The sequence below is a fragment of the Alkalibacterium putridalgicola genome (genome assembly GCF_900109825.1).
In the GTDB taxonomy this organism is placed as follows: Bacteria; Bacillota; Bacilli; order Lactobacillales; family Carnobacteriaceae_A; genus Alkalibacterium; species Alkalibacterium putridalgicola.
The window spans coordinates 12456-36085 of the sequence record NZ_FOBL01000001.1; the positions used below are offsets into that span (position 1 = coordinate 12456).

Consider the following 23630-nt stretch of genomic DNA (forward strand, 5'->3'; position numbering starts at 1 on the left):
TTTACAAAAGAAAAGAGAATCAATGTTCACTAAACAAAGATTCTCCTCTTTTCTTTTGCTAAGAAAAACGACTTCAAATCTTACTTATAGACTTATTCGTCTTGCTCTTCTTTTATTTTGTTCAATAACTGATCGATCTTGCTGCCGTATGCAACAGATTCGTCGCGGGCAAACGTTAATTCAGGCGTCTTATAAAGAGACAGTCGATTACCCAATTCTTTCCTGATCAGACCTGTCGCTTTTTCAAGACCCGTCTGTGTCTGATTGACGCTGTCTTTGTCGTCAGAAAGTGTGCTGTAATAGATCGTTGCCTGCTGCAGATCACCTGTAACATCAACGCCCGTTACGGTCACACCTTCGACACGCGGATCACGGACACGCTTGCGCAGGATGTCAGTGACTTCCTTCTGTATTTCCTGTGATACTCTACCCACTCTATAGTTAGGCATATTATTCACCTGTCCTTAATTTCTTCGTCTTATTTTTTGATTTCGACCATTTCAAAGGCTTCGATAACATCATCGACTTCGATATCATTGTATCCTTCAATCGTCAGACCACATTCGTAGCCGTTTCTGACTTCTTTCGCGTCATCTTTGAAACGCTTCAGACTTGAAAGTTCGCCTTCATGCTTCACTACGCCGTTTCTGATCAGACGGATAGAACTGCTGCGCTTGATGACACCGTCTGTAACGAAGCAACCGGCGATCGTTCCGACTTTAGTTACGTCATACGTTTCACGAACAGTAACTTGACCAGTCACTTGTTCTTCGTATTCCGGATCGAGCATACCCGTCATTGCCGCTTCGATTTCATCGATGGCATTATAGATAACATTATGCGTTCTGATATCTACTTCTTCACGGCTCGCGCTTTCTTTGGCCTGAACGGTTGGACGAACATTGAATCCGATAATGATCGCTGAACTTGCAGAGGCAAGTGTCACGTCACTTTCGTTGATCGCTCCGACTCCTGTGTGGATAATATCGATCTTGACACCTTCGACTTCGATTTTCTCAAGACTGGCTGCTAAAGCCTCAGCTGAACCTTGTACGTCAGCCTTGATAATAACATTAACTGACTTCAGTTCGCCTTCTTCAAGACTTTCAAACAGGTTCTCAAGTGTGACTTTATTCGTCGTTGCACGCTGCGCTTCTGTTGCAGCAGCTGCTCTGGCTTCACCGACTTGTCTCGCTGTCTTTTCATCTTCAAAGACGACGAAGCGGTCTCCAGCTTGAGGTGTGTCGTTCAAACCAGTGATTTCAACTGGTGTGGATGGTCCTGCTTCTTTTACTCGGCGTCCCTTGTCGTTGGTCATCGTTCTCACGCGACCGAACGTATTTCCGACAACGATCGGTTCACCTTGGCGGAGTGTACCTTCTTGTACAAGCAGCGTGGCAATAGAACCTTGCGCTTTGTCTAAACGGGCTTCGATCACTGTACCGATAGCTAGACGCTTAGAATCTGCTTTAAGTTCTTCAACTTCAGCAACAAGCAGGATCATTTCAAGCAGTTCATCCAGGTTCTGGTTGAATAAAGCTGAAATCTGAACGAAAATCGTTTCTCCGCCCCACGCTTCTGGAATGAGACCATATTCAGTCAATTCCTGCATCACACGGTCCGGATTTGCTCCCGGCTTGTCCACTTTATTGACTGCAACGATGATTGGTACTTCGGCAGCTTTAGCGTGGTTGATGGCTTCAACGGTTTGCGGCATGACGCCGTCATCGGCAGCAACGACGATGATCGCAATATCCGTGACATCTGCACCGCGTGCACGCATTGTTGTGAACGCCGCGTGTCCAGGAGTATCAAGGAATGTGATCGTCTTGCCGTTCTCTTTGACCTGGTAGGCACCGATATGCTGTGTGATCCCGCCGGCTTCGCCTTCGGTGACTTTGGTTTCACGCAGGCTGTCAAGCAAGGTCGTTTTACCGTGGTCGACGTGCCCCATGATCGTAACAGTCGGTGGACGTGTGACCATGTTTTCTTCATTCGGTTCCTGATCAAAGAACGTATCGAAGTCAGTCAGATCGACCTGTACTTTTTCTTCTGTTTCAATGCCGTATTCAGTAGCCAGAAGTTCGATCGTGTCTTTATCCAGCGACTGGTTCTGTGTAGCCATGACACCCATCATGAAGAGTTTCTTCACGATTTCAGCCGGTTCACGGTGAAGCTTTTTCGCTAATTCAGCAATGGTCATGCCGTCAGTATATTCCAGCACGTCCGGCAGCTCTTTATGCTTACGCGGTGTCGCAGGCGTCTGCGGCTTCTGATTCTTTCTGCCTTTGCGTCTTCTAGCACCGGCAGGTCCGCCATGGATCCCTCTGTGCTGTCTGGAGTTACGTCTGCGTTTGTTTTCAAATGACTGTTTCTGCTTCTCATCAGTCGTACGCTTCGGCAATTCCGGCGTCTGGCTCTTGCTGGCCTTAGGCGCTGCTTTTTTTGTAGTGTTTTTTGGTTGAGATGACGTTTTTTTATTATTTATATTCTTTTTTCCTTTACTGTGTTGAGAATTTTTCTCATTATTTTTGTTTGACTGGTTAGACTGGGATGTTTGTTTTGCTTTGTTAGCCGGTTTGGACTGACTATTTTGACGCTGATTCGTATTTTGACGCGCGTCGCGTTTGCCGGCCGGTTTTTTTGAGTCACTCGACTGCTTTGCCGGCTTGTTCTGTTTCGGCTGACCCTGTTTTTTAGACTGGCTCTCTTGCTTAGCCGGTGTCTCTTTTTTCGTGTCCTTTTTAGTCTCTTTCTGGCTGAAAGCTTTCTTCAGTTCTCTGACCTCGTTGTCTTCCATCGACGTCATATGACTGCTGTAGTTGAATCCCATGTCTTTTGCTTTATCCAACACGTCTTTGCTAGCCATGTTGTTTTCTTTTGCGAATTCATAGACTCTCTTTTTGCCCATATAATCACCTTCCCGTTCTTAATTAGAGCAATTTTTGAAGGGAATGCTTGAAACCATCATCCATGAGGGCACATACTGTCCGGTCCTTCCCCAAAGCATGAGAGATCTGTTCCCGCGTAAATGCTGTTACGAGGGGCACATCATAATACTCACACTTATTCAAAAATTGTTTTGACGTATTGTCGCTTGCGTCAGACGCAAGACAGACGATCTTCGCCTTGTTCGATCTTACGGATTGAAGAACTAATGCTTCACCTGAAATCAGTTTGCCAGCACGCTGCGCTAATCCTAAAAGATTCAAACCTCGTTCTTTATTGTTCATTTTCGATTTCCATTCTTGCCTGCTTGTATTCAATGTAGTCGACGAGTTCGTCATAGAAAGAATCATCGACCTGTGCATTGAGTGCCTGGTCAAGGCTTTTCTTTTTCTTTGCTTTTTTCACGAGTTCAGTGTCAAGGGAAACATAAGCCCCGCGTCCGTTTTTCTTGCCTGTCGGATCGATGGAAACTTCTCCCTCTTTGTTTCTGACGATGCGGACCATTTCTTTCTTTGGTTTCATTTCGCCAGAGACAACACATTTTCTCATAGGTATCTTACGCTTCTGCATAATTCCCCACCTTATTCAGCTTTATATTATTTTCCAATCGTTTCATCATCTGAGAAGGTCGTCTCCTGATTCTCCGGGAATCTTCTTTCCTCGTTATCAGTAAACGGCGGTTCGCCTTGTCCACCGCTTGTAGGTGTCGGCTCATCGTCTTCTGAAAAAGTCGCTTCTTCAACTTCTTCCATTGACGCTTCATAACCTTCTTCTTCGCCCATGCCGTCTCTTTCTTCTGCGAATTCGATCAAGTCTTCGGTATCATTGGGATCAAGTTCGCCGGTCTGAAAGTCTGTTTCCATGACTGGTTCTCCAGGCTGTCTGTCCATCTGATTACTGTCTTCGGCTAATACAGTTGAATCTGCATCATCCGATACATTGTCATCATTGTAGGCTTTTACATCTGTAGATTCGTCATCTTCAAATAGTGAAGGTGCCTCAGAGATCGATTCAAGGTCATTCGCTGCATCCGCATCGTTTTCACTCAACGCTTCAAAGAATGAATCATCTTTCAATTCATCAGACTCTTCCGCCAGAGCTTCCATGTCGGATTCAGATTTGATATCGATCTTGAATCCTGTCAGTTTCGCTGCCAGACGCACATTTTGACCGCGCTTGCCGATCGCCAGCGACAGCTGATAATCCGGAACGACGATGACGCAGGAGTGCTGGTCTTCGTCAAACTGAACATCAACGACTTGCGCTGGATTCAGAGCATTCTTGATGTAGACTGAAGGATCTTTGTCCCATTCAACGATATCCATGTTCTCACCGTTCAGCTCGTTTACAATAGCTTGTACACGTGAGCCTCTTGGCCCGACACAGGTACCGACCGGATCAACGTTCTCATCACGGGAGAAGACAGCGATCTTGGAACGGTCGCCGGCTTCACGGGCGATCGACACGATTTCAACGATGCCATCATATATCTCCGGCACTTCCTGTTCAAACAGACGTTTGATCAGGTTAGGATGTGTACGGCTGACAAAAACCTGCGGGCCTTTCGTCGAGTTTTCGACCTTGCTGACGTAGACTTTGATGCGGTCATGCGTTTCATAGGTTTCATTCTCGATCTGGTCACGCTTGGACAGAACGGCTTCAACTTTACCTAGGTTGATGTAGATGAACTTGTTGTCCTGTCGTTCTACTGTCCCAGTCATCAGGTCGTCTTCATACTGAATGTATTCATTGTATATGATCGAGCGTTCAGCTTCTCTCATACGTTGCATGATGACCTGCTTGGCCGTCTGAGCAGCAATACGTCCGAAGTTGTTCGGCGTGACTTCGAATTTGATCTTGTCTCCGATTTCATACGCTTTTTTGCGTTCACGCGCTTCTTCCAAGCTGATCTCAAGCTGTGAGTCATAGACATCTTCAACGACTTCCTTGACCTGATAAACAGTGATCGAGCCTTTCTTCTCATTGAAATCGACTTCAACGTTCTGAGACGTCCCATAATTGCGCTTATACGCTGATACAAGGGCAGCTTCAAGTGCATCGATAACAACCTCTTTAGAAATACCCTTTTCTTTTTCTAAAGTCTCAAGAGCAGATATTAATTCTTTACTCATATTTTTACTCCTTTTAATCATTTCCTGACGCAGTGTGGATTTAAAATTCGATAGCTAATCGAGCCTTAGCTATGTGTTTCTTTTCGATCTCCAAATCTTTACGTCTGGTCTTATCTTTGATGGTCAATATGATATGACTGTCGTGCCACTCTTTCAGTGTGCCTTCATAGGCATTCTGGCCATTTATTTCACCATGTAACTTGACATGGATATACTGACCCACTGCGTTTTTCATATCTTCGTCTGAACGAAGCGGTCTTTCAGCACCTGGAGAAGAGACTTCCAGATAATAAGCATGAGGGATCGGGTCTGGTTCGATCGCATCCAACATTTCTCCAACTTTTTCACTGAACAGAGCACAATCATCCAGATCTACGCCGTTTGCTTTATCGATATATAAACGTAAAAACCAGTTTTTACCTTCTTTTACATACTCGACATCGACTAGCTCATACCCAAGGTCTGCTGCCACAGGTCGAGATAATTCTTTCACTTTTTCCACTGTATTCAACGACATCTTCACTCCTCTCAGACATACTGTCCGGTTAATTTCTTTTTAAATAAAGGCTGTGAAAAAGAGTGAGCGGATTCGCTCACTCTTTCCTCAGTCTATCTCGCTCGATTCGTTATCAGTGTACCATAGATACGACGCTGTCGCAACTTTGACACTTTTACATTACAAATCAAATAACGATAATTGATTCTCATCAGGCAGGCCTACCAGCGCCTGATTGGTTTCCAGGTATTCCATGACTGTTTTAGAGACTTTCCCTCTTCTGGATAAGTCCTCTTTAGACAAGAAAGGTCCGTCTTTTCTGGCTTCCACGATAGCATTGGCCACACTTCCACCAAGCGAAGGGACAGCTCTGAACGGTGCCAGCAGGGCATCGTCCTGGATCAGAAAATCTTTCGCGTCCGATTCATCGATGTTGACCATCTTGAATGAAAAACCGCGTTCGACCATTTCATTCGCTATTTCAAGCACAGTTAAAAGGTTCTTCTCTTTCGTCGATGCATCCATGCCTTTAGCGGTGATTTCCTTCATACAAGCTTTGATGCCTTCTTTCCCTTTGGACATGGCTTCCAGGTCGAAGTCACTGGCCCGAATCGAAAAGTAAGCCGCGTAATAATATAAAGGATGGTGCACTTTAAAGTAGGCCACACGCAGAGCCATAAGGATATAGGCAGCGGCATGGGCTTTAGGGAACATGTACTTGATTTTCAGACAGGAAGCGATATACCATTCCGGGACGTCATTGTTTCGCATTTCTTTCTGCCAGTCATCAGGGATCCCGCGACCTTTTCTGACATATTCCATGATCTGAAAGGCCAGACCGTCTTCCAATCCCTTATGCTGCAGATAGATCATGATGTCATCTCGACACCCGATAACTTCCGACAAGGGGATATTGTGCTGTCTGATCAGTTCTTCAGCATTCCCAAGCCATACATCGGTCCCGTGAGACAAACCTGAGATCTGGAGCAGTTCCGCAAAGGTCGTCGGTTTCGTCTGTTCCAGCATCTGACGAACGAAACGCGTACCGAACTCGGGGACGCCTAACGTTCCGGTTTTTGAGAAGATCTGCTCTTCTGTAACGCCCAAAACTTCTGTCCCGCTGAACAGTTTCATGACATCCGGATCATTGACCGGGATGTCTAATGGATCGATCCCCGATAAGTCCTGGAGCATACGGATCATACTCGGATCATCGTGACCCAGGATATCCAGTTTCAGGACATTGTCATGGATCGAGTGGAAGTCAAAGTGGGTCGTTTTCCATTCGGACTCCTGATCGTCCGCGGGGAACTGGATCGGAGAGAAATCATAGACATCCATATAGTCCGGGATAACGATGATCCCGCCCGGATGCTGGCCTGTCGTCCGTTTGACACCAGTCAGACCTTTGGACAACCGGTCCACTTCAGCCGAACGGTAATTCAGCTGATGGTCGCGTTCGTAGCCTTTGACGAAGCCGAATGCTGTCCGGTCGGCAATGGTACCGATCGTGCCGGCACGATAAACATACTCTTCTCCAAACAGTTCCTTCGTATACAAGTGGGCTCTCGCCTGGTATTCACCGGAGAAGTTCAGATCGATATCGGGAACTTTGTCTCCATTAAAGCCCAGGAATGTCTCAAAGGGAATGTCCTGACCATCTCTGTATAAAGACTCTCCACACTTGGGACAGGCTTTTTCAGGGAGATCGAAACCGGAGCCGTATTCACCGTTCGTAAAGAATTCAGAGTGCTTACATCCAATACAGCGGTAATGCGGCGGCATGGGATTGACTTCGGTGATCCCTGTCAGGGTAGCGACCAGACTGGAGCCGACCGACCCCCTGGAACCAACCAGATAGCCGTCTTCCACACTTTTATGCACCAGTTTCTGAGAAATCAGGTAAATAACCGAGAAGCCATTCCCGATGATACTGTCGAGTTCCTTCTCGATCCTGGCTTCGATGATTTCCGGTAGATTTTCACCATACAGTTCATGCGCCTTATCGTAGCTCATTTTACGGATCTCTTCTTCGGACCCTTCCATTTTCGGCGTGTACAGGTCCTGTTTCACAGGTGTGATATCATCCGTGACACTGTCGACAAATTCATTCGGATTGGTGATCACCACTTCTTCTGCTGTTTCCTCGCCTAAAAAGGCCAGGCTTTCCATCATTTCATCCGTGGTCCGGAAATACACCGGCGGATTCTTATGCTGGCTGACATGCGATTTATTTTGTGTTTCAAGCAGGATATCGCGGTAGACACCGTCTTCCGGGTTCACGAAATGCACGTTTCCGGTCGCGATGACCTTTTTGTCCAGTTCTTTACCCAGCTTCACGATATTTGTGATGATGTCTTCCAGGTCATCTTTATTTCTGACCAGTTCGCGGTTGATGAGATTCAAATAGGCTTCTTTAGGCATGATTTCAAGGTAATCGTAATAAGCAGCTTTCTTTTTGGCTTCTTCATACCCGCGCTGCATCATGGCTTCAAAGACTTCGCCCTGTGCACAACCGGATCCTATGATCAGACCTTCTCTGTACTTGTCCAAAAATGACCGCGGTACCCGAGGCACCCGGTAGAAATAATCGACCAGCGAACCGGAAATTAGCTTGAACAGGTTTTTGAGCCCGGCCTGATCTTTTGCCCAGATCGTGACGTGACTGGGACGAGATTTTTTATAAGCATCTCCCCCGCCCATATATTGGTTCAGTTCACTGTGGCGTTCGATATTATATTCTTTCTTTGCCATTTTCACAAAGATCCAGAGCAGCTGTCCCGTCGTCTGTGAATCGTAAATGGCCCGGTGATGCTGTTCCAGATTCACTTTGAATTTTTTCGCAAGGGTGTTCAGGCGGTGACTTTTAAAGGTCGGATTGATGAAGCGTGAAAATTCAAGGGTATCGATGACCGGCAGTTCAGACATCGGCATATCATGCTTTTTATAGGCGGTGTTCAAAAAGCCCATATCAAAGGTTGCGTTATGGGCAACTAGAATGCTGCCTTCTGAAAAGGCCTTGAACTGTTCCAGCACGTCTTTTTCCGATTTCGACCCGCGGACCATTTCATCCGTGATCCCTGTCAGATTGATAGTCGTATTCGATAAACGATGTCCAGGATCGATGAATTCCTGAAACTCTGCCACCACGTTCCCTTTATGCATCTTGACAGCGGCCAGCTCGATGATGTTGTCATAAATAGCTGACAAGCCTGTGGTCTCCACGTCAAACACGACATAGGTGGCTTCATGCAGATCGTCTTCTGATTCATTATAGGCAATGGGCACACCGTCATCCACCAGATTGGCTTCCACGCCGTAAATGATTTTGACATTGTTCTTGCTGCCGGCAGAATGAGCTTCCGGATACGACTGAGCAACACCATGATCCGTTATGGCTATAGCCTTGTGTCCCCACTCAGCCGCCTGCTTGACAAGATCTGTTGCACTTGGTGTGGCATCCATCTGACTCATGTTCGTGTGCGCATGCAGCTCGACCCGTTTTCTATCTTCCGGATATGTATCTTTTCGGCTCGCATGAAAAGTCTGAGTGATATCCTGGACGTTCATGACCAGATCGCGCATAAAGGTGTCTTCCTGAATGCTTCCTCTGACCTTGACCCAAGTCCCCGGTTTGATCCGTTCGAACATGGCTTCGTCCTGTTCATTATTGGAAAATCGTTTGCATGAGAAGGACGAGGAGTAATCTGTGATCTTAAAAATAAGCAACTTGCGGCCTGAGCGCAGTTCTCTGATTTCCGAATCGAAGACATACCCTTCCAGGGTGACGCGACGCTCTTCTTCTTCAATGGCTATCATTTGTTTGATTTCTTCATTCGCGGGGATCGGTCGTCCCAGCTTTATCGGACCATCCGCTTTGATTTCTTTGTTCTCTTCTTTTTTCTTTTCAGCTTTTTCTACCAGACGCGTGTATTCCTGCGCCATGATCTGGTCGTCTTCTTCTTTTTGAAGCTTGAACTGCTCGACTTTTTTCTGGTGAGCATGGGAATCGACGACAGGTGTGAGTTTGAACTGCTTGGGGAAGCCCAGCTGATGATAACTCTGAGAGATTTTAGGAAGAAAGTCATTCTCGTATTTATCTTTAGCCAGTTCCTGATCGATCAGAAAGACCCAGTGATTGCCGTCTTTCGTCGGATAGTTTTCCGCAAATGCCCGGTTACAGATCGGCGAATCCACCCCACTCAGGTGACAGGCATATTTCCAGTAATGCTGGACTTTTTCTTCAGTGACTACCGGCTCTTCCGTCTGTATGGACAATTCGATCTCGGATAAAACATCAAAAGAGGCTTTTAATGCATTTTTCAGAGACAAGAAGAGAGAAAAAGGCAAAATGTTCATCAGTTTTAAGGTGATGTGCCATTTTCTCTGTTTTTTATATACGGTCACGGATTCTACTTTTCCTTCTCTCAGCCATTCCGCTTCCTCTGGAGAAGGAGAAAATCCGATTTGTTTCAAGAGGGTTTGAAATAATTCCTGTTTACTTAAGCTCACATTCGATCCTTCTTTCTAAAGTCTTCGCTCGTCTTAAGATAATAGCATAGAAAACTGAGACATAAAATGCCTCAGTTCTCTCTTTGCTTATTTCTGGTTTGTACTGGAAGTCAGGATCTCGACGGTATGGAATAGATCATCCACTTTCGTTTCGACCATCTCTCCAGATTCTCTAATCGTTACTTCAACAATACCTTCTGAAGCTTTTTTACCGACAGTGATCTGTACGGGGATCCCGATCAGTTCAGCATCCGTGAACTTGACGCCGGGGCGCTCTTTGCGGTCATCGATCAGTACAGAGTAGCCGCGTTCCTCGAACTGTTTAGTCAGCTTTTGAGCCAGATCCATCTGTTCTGCTTTCTTGACCTGGACAGGGATGATATGCACGTCAAACGGTGCGACAGCAGATGGCCATACGAGACCTTTGTCATCAGCATACTGCTCTGCGATGGCCGACAACAGACGGCTCACGCCGATACCATAACTTCCCATGATGACAGAGGTCTGTCTGCCGTTGTTATCCAGTACAGTCGCATTCATGGCATCGCTGTAGCGTGTGCCCAGCTTGAAGATGTGTCCGATCTCGATTCCTTTAGTGAAACGAAGAGTCCCTTTGTTGTCAGGAGCCGGATCGCCTTCTTTAACGACGCGGATGTCCGCATAAGTGTCGACGGTAAAATCTCTATCCGTATTGACATTCGTGTAGTGCATGTCTTCCTTGTTGGCTCCAGTGACACCATTGACCATGTCCTGAACATGAAGATCAGCAACGATCTTGACTTCTTTATCCAAGCCTACAGGTCCGACGTAGCCAGGGTACGATTTAAATTTACTTTCGATCTCTTCTTCAGTAGCCGGTTCGACTTCTTCAGCATCAAGAGCAATGCGCAGCTTCACATCATTGACTTCCTGATCTCCAGGTACGATGGCCAGAACAGGGGTCTCCTTGTCAGCCATATATAACACACTTTTGAAGATTTTTTCCTTAGCCACTTTCAGGTAGTCAGAAACTTCTTCGATCGTTTTTGTGTCAGGTGTGTCCACTTCTTTAAGTTCCAGCTGGACATCTGTTTTGGGTGATTTTTTATAATAACTGGCAGCCATTTCCAGGTTCGCAGCATAATCCGTTGAATCGGAATAGACGACGGTATCTTCCCCGGCGTCAGCCAGTGCCATGAATTCAATGGAGTCTCTCCCGCCCATCGCCCCTGCATCACCGATGATGGCTCGGAAATCCAGTCCAAGTCTCGTAAATGAGTTCGTATATGCCTGAGCGATCGCATCATAAGAGTCAGCTAGACTCTCATAACTGTCATGGAAGGTATAAGCATCCTTCATGATAAATTCTCTTCCTCGCATCAGACCAAAACGCGGACGCTTTTCATCACGGTATTTCGTCTGAAACTGGTACAAGAGCAGCGGCAGTTTTTTGTAAGATTTGATTTCTTCACTGATCAGCTTGGCAAAGGTTTCTTCGTGTGTCGGACCGAGGATGAAATCCCGTTCGTGGCGGTCCTTTAACTTGATCAGATCTTCGCCATAGGTCTCATAACGGCCTGATTCTTTCCATAAGTCTGCAGGCAGTAAAGCCGGCAGCAGCATTTCAGCCCCGTCGATCGCATCGAGTTCTTCCCGAATGATCGTTTTGATTTTTTCCAGTACGCGGTTGGCCAGCGGCAGATAACTGTAGATACCTGATGACAGCTGACGGATATACCCCGCGCGTAATAGTAACTGATGACTGATGACCTCAGCATCATTTGGAACATCTCTTAATGTAGGTGCGAATAATTTTGACTGCTTCATTATAAACTGATATCTCCTTCAATGATTAATTTAAAAAGAATGTCTGTATATCATTCCATGTGACAAGCAGCATGAGGATAAGCAGGAATAAAACGCCCACCAATGTGATATAACCCTCTTTTTCCTGACTCAAAGGCTTTTTACGGACGCCTTCGATAATATTGAGTAACAACTTGCCGCCATCTAAAGCCGGTATCGGCAGAAGATTCATAATGCCTAGATTGACACTTAAAAAGCCCAGCCAGCTGATCAGTCCAACGGTTCCAGCCTGCACGACCTGTTCTGTCGTAGCATAGATCGCAACAGGACCACCAAGCTGATCGACACTGAACCCTCCGGTAAAGAAGGACGCAAGCAGCGTAAAGATCTGACTGATGATAAAGAAGGTCTCAGTGAAACCATAAGTCAGTTTGGCTCCGAAATCGTCTTCCATGTAGGCTTCTACTCCGATCCTTCCAACGGTGTCTCCTTCTACCTCCACCCCTGAAGGCACGATCGTCTCTTCATAGACGTCACCTTCTTCAGTTTCCAGGGTAAAGGAAAGTTCTTCGTTCGGATTCTCCTGAATGATCATGACCATTTCATTCCAGGAATCGACGTCCTGACCATCTATAGACAAGACTCTATCTCCTGTTTCGACGCCAGCTTCGGCCGCAGGGGTATTTTCTTCCACATTCCCGAACCTAGCTTCGTCCGAGCGTACACCGCCCTGAACAAAAGCCAAGAGTGTAAAAGCAACAATAGCTAATATAAAGTTATTCAATGGACCTGCAAAGTTCGTCAGCATGCGGTTAGGCAACGAGGCACTCTGGAACTGTCTGTCTTTAGGCGCGATCTGTAGGATCGTTCCGTCTTTTTCCACCAGCAGGGCATCGCGATTGACATTGAAGGTGGTTTCTTCTGTATCCATGCCGACTCGTCCCGTCAGATACATTTTTTCATCAAAGTCAAAAGAGGAAACTTCAACAGGCACTGAATCGACCGATTCGTCAGAGCCCTGAATGTCTATTTTTTCAACATTGTCCTCTGCATCAAGTGACAGCTGGACAGCCATCCCGGGTCTCAGATCGGCCTCTTCTTCATAACCGGCCATTCTGACATACCCGCCGACCGGCAGCATGCGCACAGTATAGGTCGTCTCCCCTTTTCTGTGATAAAAAAGTTTCGGTCCGAAACCGATCGCAAATTCACGTACAAGTATGCCGGCTCGCTTGGCAAAATAAAAATGCCCGAACTCATGCACCACTACGATGATCCCAAAAACTAAAATAAATGCTAAAATATTTTGAATCATATCAAAACTCCTTTATAGATCATACGACACCAAGAATAAACAACACATTCAAAACAAGGAGCAGACTGTCAAAACGATCGAGTATGCCTCCATGTCCCGGCAATATCGTGCCGGAATCCTTAGTATGGTACTCTCTTTTTATCTTGGATTCAAGTAGATCTCCAACTTGTCCAGTAATGGATATTACGACCATCAGTAAAAATGTAGCAAAGACATGTTCTGACTGAGGGAAGTACTGAAGAAAAATGAAGACCAGCACTGACGCCAATACCGTACCTCCCAGCGCACCTTCCACCGTTTTATTGGGGGAGATTGCTGGAGCCAGTTTTGTTCTGCCTATTTTTCTGCCGATCAGGTAGGCTCCGGAGTCGGTTGCCCAGATGACCAGCAGGATCAGAACGAGCAGGGATACATTAGTGAGTCTCAATGAGACAAAGGCATAAAAGCCTATCCCAATATAGATCATCATCAGGATCATCTCTGCGACATCCTTTGTGGTCGTTTCCTGAAAAGCGAGTGAATATAAAAAGAGCAGCACCATGGTTAAAATAATGATCCGCGAGAATACTTCCACTGCAAAGAGGATCGGAAAGTAAATAGAGAGAACCATAAGGGCTACGCCGATCAAAGAAAGTACCGCAGGGGGTGAAGACATTTTCATTTTTTTCATGTGAAGAAATTCTGAAAGACCAATGACAGCTAGTATGGCCATTCCGATAACAAGCGGCCATGACCCAATCCATATCAATGGTATAAACAGTGCTACAGCTATGAGCGCTGTAATGACTCTAGTAAACATATGCAATCCTCAGCTTTCTGTATGTTAAATTGCTCCGTATCGTCTTTGTCTTTTCTGGTATTCCAGGATAGCCTGATCAAAAACTTCACCATCGAAGTCAGGCCACAGTAAGTTTGTAAAATAAAATTCACTGTAGGCATTCTGCCACAGTAGAAAATTACTTAACCTCTGTTCGCCGCTGCTTCTGATGAGCAAATCAACATTCTGGTATGGAGCGATCGATCGTGTAAATAAATGTTCTTCAATGCGTTCTTCAGAAATATCACTGCAGGAGATTTCTTTATTCAAAACCTTCTGGCACAGAGCCTGTGTCGCCTCGACGATTTCAGCTCGTCCACCATAGTTGAAGGCAAAGTTCAGTACCATTCCTGTATTGTCTTTGGTCTGATCCATTGCTCTGCTGATCGCTTTCTTAGTAGAATGAGGAACTTTTTCTTCAAACCCGATCATATTCACTTTAACATTTTTTTCCTGCAGTTCAGGTACGAAACGGTCAAAGAAGCGGATAGGCAGCTGCATGAGAAAATGAACTTCCTGAGGAGGCCTTTTCCAGTTTTCAGTTGAAAAAGCATATAGCGTGAGCACTTTTACTCCTCGTTCACTCGCACGCATCGTTACTCTGCGTATCGCTTCCATACCTTCTTCATGTCCAAACTTTCTAGGCTTCCCTTGCTTTTGAGCCCATCTGCCATTGCCATCCATAATGACTGCAACGTGATCTGGAATGTTTTTTTCTTGTTCACTCATAATAATCGGTGCTTAGACTAACTGCACCATACCTCCTAAAGTCTGTGACATCTCTTCTATTGTAGTAAAAAAAAGCATGAATTACCATTAAATATTATATAAGAATAAACCGTCCTGATCCTAATAGTTTATCAGAAAAGGCTGGTTTGCTATACTATATGTAGAAATATTGTCGTTTTAAAAAGTTTATAAAGGGAGGAACGCCCACATGAAACGTATAAGTAAATACCTGATGGGTTTAGTTGTGACGGCTGTTGTCACTAAACTCGTCAATAAATACATCATCGATAAACTGTAATCAAAAAGAAGAAAAAGGAGAGTAAGCTCATAAACTTAGAGAATGACACCTTGAACGGGCATTCTGTTAAGTTTCCCTGTGCTACTCTCCTTACTTTTTTAACCTTCGATCTTAACCTTCAATAATTTCTTTTTCTTTTTCGGAAGATAATTTGTCGATAGCTTTGACACTTGCATCTGTCAGTTTCTGAACTTCCTCTTCATACTGGCGAAGATCATCTTCAGTCAGATCGCCCGATTTTTCTGCTTTTTTAAGTGAATCCATGGCGTCACGACGAATGTTACGTACCGCGATTTTTGCATTTTCAGCTTCTTTGCCCACTTGCTTGGCAATTTCTCTACGGCGTTCTGCAGTCAGCGCAGGAACAACTAATCTGATAACGTTCCCGTCATTGGAAGGTGGAATACCGACATCCGACTGGTTGATCGCTTTTTCAATGTTACCTAAAGCACTTTTATCGTAAGGCGTGATCAGAAGCACACGAGGCTCAGGAACAGAAATCTGTGCCAGCTGGTTAAGTGGTGTCGGTGCCCCATAATACTCGACATTTACACGGTTCAACAAACTTGGATTAGCGCGCCCGGCTCTGATCGAACCTAATTCTCTAATATAAGCCTGTTCTGATTGTTTCATACGTGCCTGTGTTTCTTTCAAAATTTCCTGTGTCATTATTTTTTCCTCCTGACAGTTGTTCCGATCGTTTCTCCCAGAACAACACGCTTGATATTTCCTTTTTCATTCAACTTGAATACGACTAGAGGGATATCATTGTCCATGCTTAATGATGAAGCCGTTGTATCCATGACCTGAAGTGATTTATTTATAATATCGAGATAAGTCAGTTCCTCATATTTAACGGCATCGACATCGATGTTCGGATCCGAAGAATAGACCCCATCCACATTGTTCTTAGCCATCATGATGACATCCGCCTGCATTTCAGCAGCTCTGAGTGCCGCCGTTGTATCTGTAGAGAAGTACGGGCTTCCCGTTCCTCCGGCAAAAATCACGACTCTGCCTTTTTCCAGATGTCTCAATGCTTTTCTTCTGATATAAGGTTCTGCGACCTGACGCATTTCGATCGATGTCTGTACACGTGTAGGTACACCAATGTTTTCAAGAGAATCCTGCAGTGCCAGTCCGTTCATGATCGTAGCGATCATTCCCATATAATCTGCCTGAGAACGTTCCATTCCCATCTCTGCCCCAACATGACCGCGCCAGATATTTCCGCCACCCACTACGATAGCTATCTCAATGCCCAGTTCATGTACTTCTTTAATTTCCTGACAAATTTCGTGAATGGTTGGTGGTTGTATACCAAATCCGGTATCACCAGCAAGTGCTTCACCACTTAGTTTCAATATAACGCGTTTGTATTTCGGCTCATCCATAAAATCTTTCCCTCCATCATTCATACACAATAATTTTACCATATTTAACAGGTAGCGTCATTAATAAATCTTACAATCATAGCGTTATCACTCTAAAAAAAAGCAGGGATAGTTAACTATCCCTGCTTTACTCTTCTTATTTTTTACCTAATTGACTTTGTACTTCAGCAGCGAAGTCTTCAGAACGTTTTTCAATTCCTTCTCCGACTTCATAGCGGATGAATGATTTGATTGAAGAGTTGTTCTCTTTCAAGTATTCTCCAACTGTCAAGTCAGGATTTTTAACGTAAGGCTGATCGACCAAGCTTACCTCAGCCAACCATTTGTTCAAACGTCCCTGAACCATTTTTTCAACGATGTTTGCTGGTTTGCCTTCATTTTTAGCTTGTTCAGTCAATACACTTAATTCGTGATCTCTGTCTTCTTGAGCTACATCTTCACGTGTAATGTATTTAGGATTGATAGCTGCAACGTGCATGGCAACGTTACGTGCTACTTCTTCGTCAGCGCCTTCTAATACAGTCAACACAGTGATACGTCCACCCATGTGCTCGTAGTCACCAAACACATCGTTGTCTGTTTTTTCAACGACTGCAAAACGACGGAAAGTGATTTTTTCACCGATCGTTGTTGTTGCTTCAGTGATCGTGTCCTGGATCGTTTCACCATTCATTTCCAGTTTCAAAGCATCTTCAACAGAAGCAGGGTTTTCCTGTGCCACTGTTTTAGTGATACCTTTAACTAGGTTCTGGAATTTATCGTTTTTAGAAACGAAGTCCGTTTCAGAGTTGATTTCAGCGATCGCTGCAACATTACCTTCAACGTGAATGTTTGCTAATCCTTCAGCCGCAATACGGTCTGCTTTTTTAGCTGCTTTAGAAACGCCTTTTTCTCTTAGGTAGTCAACAGCTGCGTCCATATCGCCATCAGTTTCCACTAATGCTTTTTTCGCATCCATCATACCTACGCCTGTTTTATCACGTAATTCTTTAACTTGAGCCGCTTTAATATTTGCCACTATTTTTCTTCCTCCTCAGTAGATTATGATTCTAACCTGTAAGTTTAAATTATTCGTTGTCGCCTTCTACAACTTCAACGATTTCATCTAAAGAATCAGATTTAGCTTCTTCTTCAAAGCCTTCTTCTCCCTGGTTACCTTCGATAACAGCGTCAGCCATTGTTTTAGTTAATAATTTAACTGCACGGATAGCGTCGTCGTTTGAAGGGATGATGACATCGATATCATCTGGATCACAGTTTGTATCTACCATTGCAACGATAGGAATGTTCAATTTTTGAGCTTCTTTAACTGCAATGTGTTCTTTACGAGGATCTACAACGAACAAGACATCTGGTTTGCCAGGCATGTCTTTGATTCCGCCTAAGAATTTGTCTAAGCGGTCACGTTCTTTGATCAATAGACCAACTTCTTTTTTAGGTAAGACTTCGAATGTTCCGTCTTCTTCCATTTTTTCTAAATCTTTCAAACGTTTGATACGTCTTTGGATCGTGTCCCAGTTAGTTAACGTTCCACCCAACCAACGGTGGTTGATGTAGAAAGCGCCGGCTCTTTGTGCTTCTTCTTTGATCGCATCTTGAGCTTGTTTTTTAGTTCCTACAAAAAGAACAGTTCCGCCATCTTCTGCAACTTCGCGTACATAGTTGTAAGCTTTGTCGATCAGCTTAACAGTTTTCTGCAAGTCGATGATGTAAATACCGTTTCTTTCTGTAAAGATGAAAGGTTTCATTTTAGGGTTCCAGCGTCTAGTCTGGTGTCCGAAATGTACCCCTGATTCTAATAATTGTTTCATTGATACTACTGCCATTTGTCATTCCTCCATTTGGTTTTTGTATTTTCCTCCCCTGACGTCATCTGCCTGAACACTCCATGGCATACAGAGCACCATTCAAGGCATCGGTCAAGGTGTGAAATCAGTGCGTTATGCACCGCCATTAAGTATACAACATTCATCAGCATAATGCAATAAAGTGTTAAAAAAATCTTGCTAATTCGACTAACCTATCGCATACTATTAGAAGAAATATGAAAAGGAAGTGACGACTATGTTTTTCTCATTTGTACGCAGTATCATTCTGGTACTTGTCTGGATACTGAATGGCAAGTTTAAGGTGATCGGCAAAGAGAACCTCCCACAGGATGACAATTACATTTTAATCGCCCCACATCGTTCATGGATCGATCCGGTCTATCTTGTTCTGGCGACCACGCCCAAGCAGTTCAGTGTCATGGCCAAAAAAGAACTGTTCAAGAATCCAGTTTTCAGATGGATCATTACGCACATGAATGCTTTCCCGGTCGATAGAGACAATCCCGGCCCAAGCGCCATCAAAACCCCTGTCAAATCCTTAAAAGAAACCGATCTGGGATTGCTTATCTTCCCAAGCGGCACTCGGCATTCAAATGAACTGAAAGGTGGCGCCGTGACTATAGCCAAGTTGAGCAAGAAACCGATCGTCCCTGCTGTATACAGCGGTCCTTTAACCTTCAGTGACTTGGTGAAACGTAAAAAAGCTGTTGTCCGTATCGGCGAGCCTTTCTATGTGGAACGTAAAGTCGAAGGCATTAAAGACACGAACGCATACTATTCTGAAAAGATCCAGCAGGCGTTTGAAGAACTCGACCGAAACTAGAATCTTATACTTGATCAGAACAGGCTGGCGCTGCTGCGTCAGCCTGTTTCATTATAAAGGTTCATTTATGCTGAAATAATGAAACGATCGTTGCGCTATATATCAGTATTTCCTTCTATTTATGACGGTATTGTTCGCTCACGGACCACTACACTCATCAGTGAACAGATTCCGCTCTCAAATGTCGTGCTAGGTAAGCATCTGAACCATGAGTGAACACTTTCTGCTTCATGATGTCGCACCCACGAACCACGACTCCCCCCAGTGAACAGTTTCCTCTTCAGAATGTCGTGCTCACAGACCACACCTCTATCCAGTAAACAGTTTTTGCTTCCGATTGTCGTACTCACGGACCACTACTCTCATCAGTGAGCAGTTTCCTCTTCAGAATGTCGTGCTCGGTAAGCGTCTGAACCATGAGTGAACATATTCTGCTTCATGATGTTGCACCCGCTCACAGTATCTCTTTGATTTGACACTTTTCATCACTCCCCCCTCTTTATATGACCAGCTCGTCAGATTTCCGGCGATGACTTTGTCATTTGCAGCATAAAATGACAAGCTCATCTAAGCTTTATTCCTGACTGTGCCATTCTTGACGCAAAATAGCACAGTCAGGAATAGTTTCACTCTGGGCTTGTCATTTCAGGGGTACGATGACAAGCTCATCATGACTCCCATCCTCGACTCTGTCATATTTATTCCAAAATGACAAGCTCAAAAATATTTTAACCATGACTCTGCCATTTCTGATTCAAAATGACCGGCTCAAAATATTTTCCTTCTCCACCTGGTCATTTCAAGCTTAGAATGACAAGCTCGGCAACATTCGACGCCTGACACTGTCATTCCGAGCATAAAAAGACAAAGTCATCCAATAAATCCTGCTCACTTTGCCGTCTGAACTTCAGAACCAGCAAAAAAGCAGCGGAACGTTCATCCTAAGATGACGTTCCGCTGCAGTCATGCGTTCTTATTCTTTTATTGTGTCTGTAACCCAAGATTCTGAAGTTCGTACATGTCTTTATATTGTCCACCGCTATCGATGAGCTCATCATGTGTGCCGCGTTCAATGATATGTCCGTTATCCAGTACGAGGATCTGATCAGCATCTCTGATCGTCGACAATCTGTGAGCGATCGCAACTGTGGTACGCCCTTTTCTCATTCGCTGTAGACCTTCTTGAATGAGTGCTTCGGTTTCCGTATCGATATTGGCCGTCGCTTCATCCAGTATAAGGATCTTCGGATCTCTGACGATCGTACTGGCAAACGAGATCAGCTGCTTCTGTCCACTTGAGAAGCTGGCTCCACGTTCGACCACTTTGGCATCATACTGTCCCGGAAGTTCTTCGATAAATTTATCTGCCTGAACGAAACGTGCCGCCTCAATGATTTCTCTGTCGGTGATCGATTCATTCAGCAAACGGATATTATCTTTGATTGTTCCGTAGAAAAGGAAGGAATCCTGAAGGACGAGTCCGGTACGCTGACGCAGTTCACGCATGGGAAACTCTTTGATCGATCTGCCGTCGATCAGGACTTCCCCTTCATCAAAATCGTAGAAACGCATCAGTACATTGATGATGGAAGACTTCCCGCTTCCCGTATGGCCGACCAGAGCGATGGTCTCGCCTGGATTGACGGTGAAGGAAATATTTTTCAGTACGTTGTTCTTGCCATCATAAGAAAATGATACATTCTTGAATTCAATTTTTCCTTCTTCGATATGCGCGTCTTCCTTATCCAGTTGCGCCGGTGCATACTGCTCATTGTCCATGACCGTCAAGATCCGGCTGCTTGAAACGATACCGTCCTGGAACAAGCTCATGCTGTCCATAAGGCGTGTCAGCGGCCGGAAAAAGTTGTTGGCGTAAGTCGTGAATGCATAAATGATCCCGACTTCGACCGGACCCGTCAGTGCTTCTAGCCCAAAAATCGTCAAAATAACGACGACTGACAAGGTATAAAGCAGATTGATGACCGGGCTCAAAAGCAGGGCATTGATTTTCGTCATTGAAAAACGCGAATCAAAGTAAGACTGGTTCGTCTCCTCGAATTCCTTCTGAAGACGTTTCTCCTGACGGAACTGCTGGATGATCGAGATCCCATTGATCGTCTCAGCCAGCTTCGTATTCAGCAGACTCAGTTTCGACTTCATTTCACTGTATGTCTTTGAACTGTAAACCTGATAGATACGTATCACGATGAGTAATACCGGTGCAAAAATCAGGATCCAAAGTGTCACGGTCACATCCAAGAGGAACATCGCTCCTAATGAAATGACGACACCAAAGACTCCCTGCATGATGTTCAAAAAGACATTCCAGAAATCTTTCATCGCTTCCGTATCATTAGTGACACGCGTGATGAGCCAGCCTGTCGAGGTCTGGTCAAAGAAGCGCATCCCCAGTGTATGAAGCTTTTCAAAAAGCTGATTACGGATGTTCTGGACCGTTTTCTCTGAAGCCATATTGAAAAGATACAATTCCAGATACCAGACAGTCAACCGGATCAGCGTCACACCAAAGTGCAGCCCTGCAAAGGTTAGAATGATCGAAAGTGACAAATCGCCTGTCGTCAAATGATTGTCGATAAACAGCTGAATGATACGCGGTAGTGCAGCTGTCGATATAGCAAGAGCGACACTGAAAAAGATAGCAACAGCAAACTGCTTCTTATATGGCTTGCCGAAGGTCATGATGCGTTTCAGGATATGCATCTGCTCTTTGAAAGGTATGGATCGTCTAACTGACAACTCTTTCTGTTCCATCATTAGTAATCCTCTCCTTCCAGTTTACGTTCCAGCTGCTGCTGATTATACATATCTTCATACCAGCCGCCATGAGCAAGCAGTTCGCTGTGCGTGCCTCGCTCGATGATCGTGCCCTTCTCTATAACGATGATTTCTTCGGCATGCATGACGGAACTGATCCGGTGCGCCGCAATGATCGTTGTCTGACCTTCCCGGATCTCTTTCAAGCCCGATAAAATCGACTCCTCGGTTTTGGCATCCACTGCAGATAATGAATCATCCAGGATCATGAGCTCAGGGTTGATCAGAATGGCGCGCGCAATGGAAATACGCTGTTTTTGACCGCCAGAAAGAGAGACGCCTCGTTCTCCTACTTCGGTATCATAGCCTTCTGGCAATTCCATGATATCGTCATGAATATCAGCCAGTTTAGCAGCTGCTTCGACAGCTTCCTGGGACAATGTCGGATCAGCAAAGCGGATGTTTTCTCTGATCGTTGTCGAAAAGAGATAGTTATCCTGTGGGACATAACCGATCTGTTTTAAAAGAGCATCAAGTGTGTAATCCTTGATATCGTACCCGCCATAACGGATCGTTCCTTTATAGTTATCATATTCGCGCAGGAGCAGTTTCATGATCGACGTTTTGCCGGCACCGGTTTTACCGACGATCCCTAAAGTCTGCCCCTGTTCGATATTGAATGACACATGATGCAGAGCAACCATTTCGTCGTCCGGATAACTGAAAGCTTCGATATCGAATGAAAGTGTGCCTGAAATAGGTTCATCGATCGCCCCTTGTCTTTCATTGATCGCACTGTCTTCTCTTAAAAGATTTTCAATACGGTCATAGCTTGCCGATCCGCGTTCGATGATGTTGAACAAACGTCCGATAGCGAACATCGGCCAGACCAGCATACCGATATAATTGATGAAGGTGACAAAATCACCGATAGAAATTTCATCTCCCATAATAAGGTATCCACCGACAATGATCGTCAGGACATAAGAGAGCCCCATGATCAGCGTGATAGCCGGGTCAAAAAGCGAATCGATTTTATAAACTGCTTTGTTTTTCAAAACGACATTATCCGTCTGATTCTCGAATTTCTCGACATCTTCCTTTTCCTGACCAAACGTCTTCATGACTTTGATCCCTTGAATGCTTTCCTGGACTTTATCATTCAACTGAGAAAAGGCAGCTTGAGCATCCCTAAACCGCAAGTGCAGACGCTGGCCTAGAATACGTGACGTCAGTGCCAGAAATGGCAAAGGAATGACGGCGATCAGTGTCAGACGCCAGTCAACGACGAACAGCATAGCCAAAAGCGTTGTCAGCCCTACGCTTATGGCATCTGCCATCGTCAGGACTCCCCCACCGGCGACCATGCGCAGTCCACGCAAGTCGTTGGTTGCATGCGCCATTAAATCGCCGGCTCTGTATTTCTGGAAAAATGTATTATCCATGTTTGTAAAATGGTCGTATAACTGTTTTCTGACTATTTGTTCCAGCTTGGCGGCATTCCCCCATATATTCACACGCCACATGTACCGCAAAATATACTGAAGCACAGCTGTAGAAGTCAAAATGAGCATCCACTGCAATAATGATTGTTCAGTCAAGACATCTGTCTCGATCTCATCTACCACGATCCCGATAATCCGAGGCGGTATCAGCTGCAGAACAGCCACGATCATTAAACCTGCGACCCCTAATAAATAGGATTTTTTCTCTTGTTTGAAAAACCATCCTAACCGTTTAAATATATCCATAATTCTAATCTCCCACATTTTACAT

The 23630-nt window shown here is 44.9% G+C and carries 17 protein-coding genes and 1 pseudogene; 1 reads left to right on the top strand and 17 read right to left on the bottom strand.

Annotation, left to right across the window (positions count from 1 at the left end):
- Positions 1-92 precede the first annotated feature (92 nt).
- From rbfA to rpsB, 15 genes and pseudogenes are all read right to left on the bottom strand, one after another.
- Complete coding sequence (gene rbfA / locus BMX84_RS00065; protein ID WP_091485682.1) at positions 93-449, bottom strand: 30S ribosome-binding factor RbfA; 357 nt, start codon at positions 447-449, stop codon at positions 93-95.
- Positions 450-478: 29 nt separating this feature from the next.
- Positions 479-2911 carry a translation initiation factor IF-2 gene (gene infB / locus BMX84_RS00070; protein ID WP_091485685.1) on the bottom strand — a complete coding sequence of 811 codons (2433 nt, stop codon included), beginning with the start codon at positions 2909-2911 and terminating at the stop codon, positions 479-481.
- Between the two features lie 22 nt (positions 2912-2933).
- On the bottom strand, positions 2934-3233 hold the full coding sequence (locus BMX84_RS00075; protein WP_091485687.1) for a YlxQ-related RNA-binding protein: 300 nt from the start codon (positions 3231-3233) through the stop codon (positions 2934-2936).
- On the bottom strand, positions 3223-3519 hold the full coding sequence (gene rnpM, locus BMX84_RS00080; protein ID WP_091485690.1) for an RNase P modulator RnpM: 297 nt from the start codon (positions 3517-3519) through the stop codon (positions 3223-3225). Before rnpM ends, BMX84_RS00075 begins: the two co-directional genes overlap by 11 nt.
- Before the next feature lie 526 nt (positions 3520-4045).
- Positions 4046-5081: pseudogene (gene nusA / locus BMX84_RS00085) on the bottom strand (transcription termination factor NusA); the annotation flags it as partial.
- A gap of 40 nt (positions 5082-5121) precedes the next feature.
- The gene (gene rimP / locus BMX84_RS00090) at positions 5122-5592 is read right to left on the bottom strand and encodes a ribosome maturation factor RimP (RefSeq protein ID WP_425528532.1); all 471 of its coding nucleotides are present in this window, start codon (positions 5590-5592) and stop codon (positions 5122-5124) included.
- A 165-nt stretch (positions 5593-5757) separates the two neighbouring features.
- Positions 5758-10089, bottom strand: a complete 4332-nt coding sequence (locus BMX84_RS00095) for a PolC-type DNA polymerase III (protein WP_091485698.1) — start codon at positions 10087-10089, stop codon at positions 5758-5760.
- Positions 10090-10176: 87 nt separating this feature from the next.
- Positions 10177-11895 carry a proline--tRNA ligase gene (locus tag BMX84_RS00100; protein WP_091485701.1) on the bottom strand — a complete coding sequence of 573 codons (1719 nt, stop codon included), beginning with the start codon at positions 11893-11895 and terminating at the stop codon, positions 10177-10179.
- A 25-nt stretch (positions 11896-11920) separates the two neighbouring features.
- Entirely contained in the window at positions 11921-13186 is a 1266-nt protein-coding gene (gene rseP, locus BMX84_RS00105) for an RIP metalloprotease RseP (RefSeq protein WP_177165415.1), read from the bottom strand.
- A gap of 22 nt (positions 13187-13208) precedes the next feature.
- Complete coding sequence (locus BMX84_RS00110) at positions 13209-13988, bottom strand: phosphatidate cytidylyltransferase (RefSeq protein ID WP_091485706.1); 780 nt, start codon at positions 13986-13988, stop codon at positions 13209-13211.
- 24 nt (positions 13989-14012) lie between these two features.
- A complete protein-coding gene (uppS, locus tag BMX84_RS00115; protein ID WP_091485709.1) occupies positions 14013-14735 on the bottom strand; it encodes an undecaprenyl pyrophosphate synthase in 723 nt (240 codons plus the stop codon).
- 409 nt (positions 14736-15144) lie between these two features.
- Positions 15145-15702, bottom strand: coding sequence for a ribosome recycling factor (gene frr / locus BMX84_RS00120; protein WP_091485711.1), 558 nt, complete (start codon positions 15700-15702; stop codon positions 15145-15147).
- Positions 15702-16427: a UMP kinase gene (pyrH, locus tag BMX84_RS00125; RefSeq protein WP_091485714.1), complete on the bottom strand. Its 726-nt coding sequence runs from the start codon at positions 16425-16427 to the stop codon at positions 15702-15704. The genes frr and pyrH overlap by 1 nt, the downstream gene beginning before the upstream one ends.
- 136 nt (positions 16428-16563) lie before the next feature.
- The gene (gene tsf / locus BMX84_RS00130; protein WP_091485717.1) at positions 16564-17445 is read right to left on the bottom strand and encodes a translation elongation factor Ts; all 882 of its coding nucleotides are present in this window, start codon (positions 17443-17445) and stop codon (positions 16564-16566) included.
- 49 nt (positions 17446-17494) lie between these two features.
- Entirely contained in the window at positions 17495-18253 is a 759-nt protein-coding gene (gene rpsB, locus BMX84_RS00135; protein ID WP_091485719.1) for a 30S ribosomal protein S2, read from the bottom strand.
- Positions 18254-18491: 238 nt separating this feature from the next.
- Here rpsB and BMX84_RS00140 point away from each other — a divergent pair, with 238 nt between their 5' ends.
- Positions 18492-19079 (top strand): lysophospholipid acyltransferase family protein, encoded by a 588-nt coding sequence (locus BMX84_RS00140; RefSeq protein WP_091485722.1) that lies wholly within the window; start codon positions 18492-18494, stop codon positions 19077-19079.
- Positions 19080-20060: 981 nt separating this feature from the next.
- On the opposite strand, the gene BMX84_RS00150 is transcribed toward BMX84_RS00140, so the two are convergent.
- Positions 20061-21854, bottom strand: a complete 1794-nt coding sequence (locus BMX84_RS00150; RefSeq protein WP_177165401.1) for an ABC transporter ATP-binding protein — start codon at positions 21852-21854, stop codon at positions 20061-20063.
- Entirely contained in the window at positions 21854-23605 is a 1752-nt protein-coding gene (locus tag BMX84_RS00155) for an ABC transporter ATP-binding protein (protein WP_091485727.1), read from the bottom strand. The genes BMX84_RS00150 and BMX84_RS00155 overlap by 1 nt, the downstream gene beginning before the upstream one ends.
- Positions 23606-23630 lie beyond the last annotated feature (25 nt).

What these genes read in the sequence shown, in the direction of transcription:
- rbfA (WP_091485682.1), bottom strand. Translation starts at nt 449, where the DNA reads ATGCCTAACTATAGAGTGGGTAGAGTATCACAGGAAATACAGAAGGAA.
- infB (WP_091485685.1), bottom strand. Translation starts at nt 2,911, where the DNA reads ATGGGCAAAAAGAGAGTCTATGAATTCGCAAAAGAAAACAACATGGCT.
- BMX84_RS00075 (WP_091485687.1), bottom strand. Translation starts at nt 3,233, where the DNA reads ATGAACAATAAAGAACGAGGTTTGAATCTTTTAGGATTAGCGCAGCGT.
- rnpM (WP_091485690.1), bottom strand. Translation starts at nt 3,519, where the DNA reads ATGCAGAAGCGTAAGATACCTATGAGAAAATGTGTTGTCTCTGGCGAA.
- BMX84_RS00100 (WP_091485701.1), bottom strand. Translation starts at nt 11,895, where the DNA reads ATGAAGCAGTCAAAATTATTCGCACCTACATTAAGAGATGTTCCAAAT.
- BMX84_RS00110 (WP_091485706.1), bottom strand. Translation starts at nt 13,988, where the DNA reads ATGTTTACTAGAGTCATTACAGCGCTCATAGCTGTAGCACTGTTTATA.
- uppS (WP_091485709.1), bottom strand. Translation starts at nt 14,735, where the DNA reads ATGAGTGAACAAGAAAAAAACATTCCAGATCACGTTGCAGTCATTATG.
- frr (WP_091485711.1), bottom strand. Translation starts at nt 15,702, where the DNA reads ATGACACAGGAAATTTTGAAAGAAACACAGGCACGTATGAAACAATCA.
- pyrH (WP_091485714.1), bottom strand. Translation starts at nt 16,427, where the DNA reads ATGGATGAGCCGAAATACAAACGCGTTATATTGAAACTAAGTGGTGAA.
- rpsB (WP_091485719.1), bottom strand. Translation starts at nt 18,253, where the DNA reads ATGGCAGTAGTATCAATGAAACAATTATTAGAATCAGGGGTACATTTC.
- BMX84_RS00140 (WP_091485722.1), top strand. Translation starts at nt 18,492, where the DNA reads ATGTTTTTCTCATTTGTACGCAGTATCATTCTGGTACTTGTCTGGATA.
- BMX84_RS00150 (WP_177165401.1), bottom strand. Translation starts at nt 21,854, where the DNA reads ATGATGGAACAGAAAGAGTTGTCAGTTAGACGATCCATACCTTTCAAA.
- BMX84_RS00155 (WP_091485727.1), bottom strand. Translation starts at nt 23,605, where the DNA reads ATGGATATATTTAAACGGTTAGGATGGTTTTTCAAACAAGAGAAAAAA.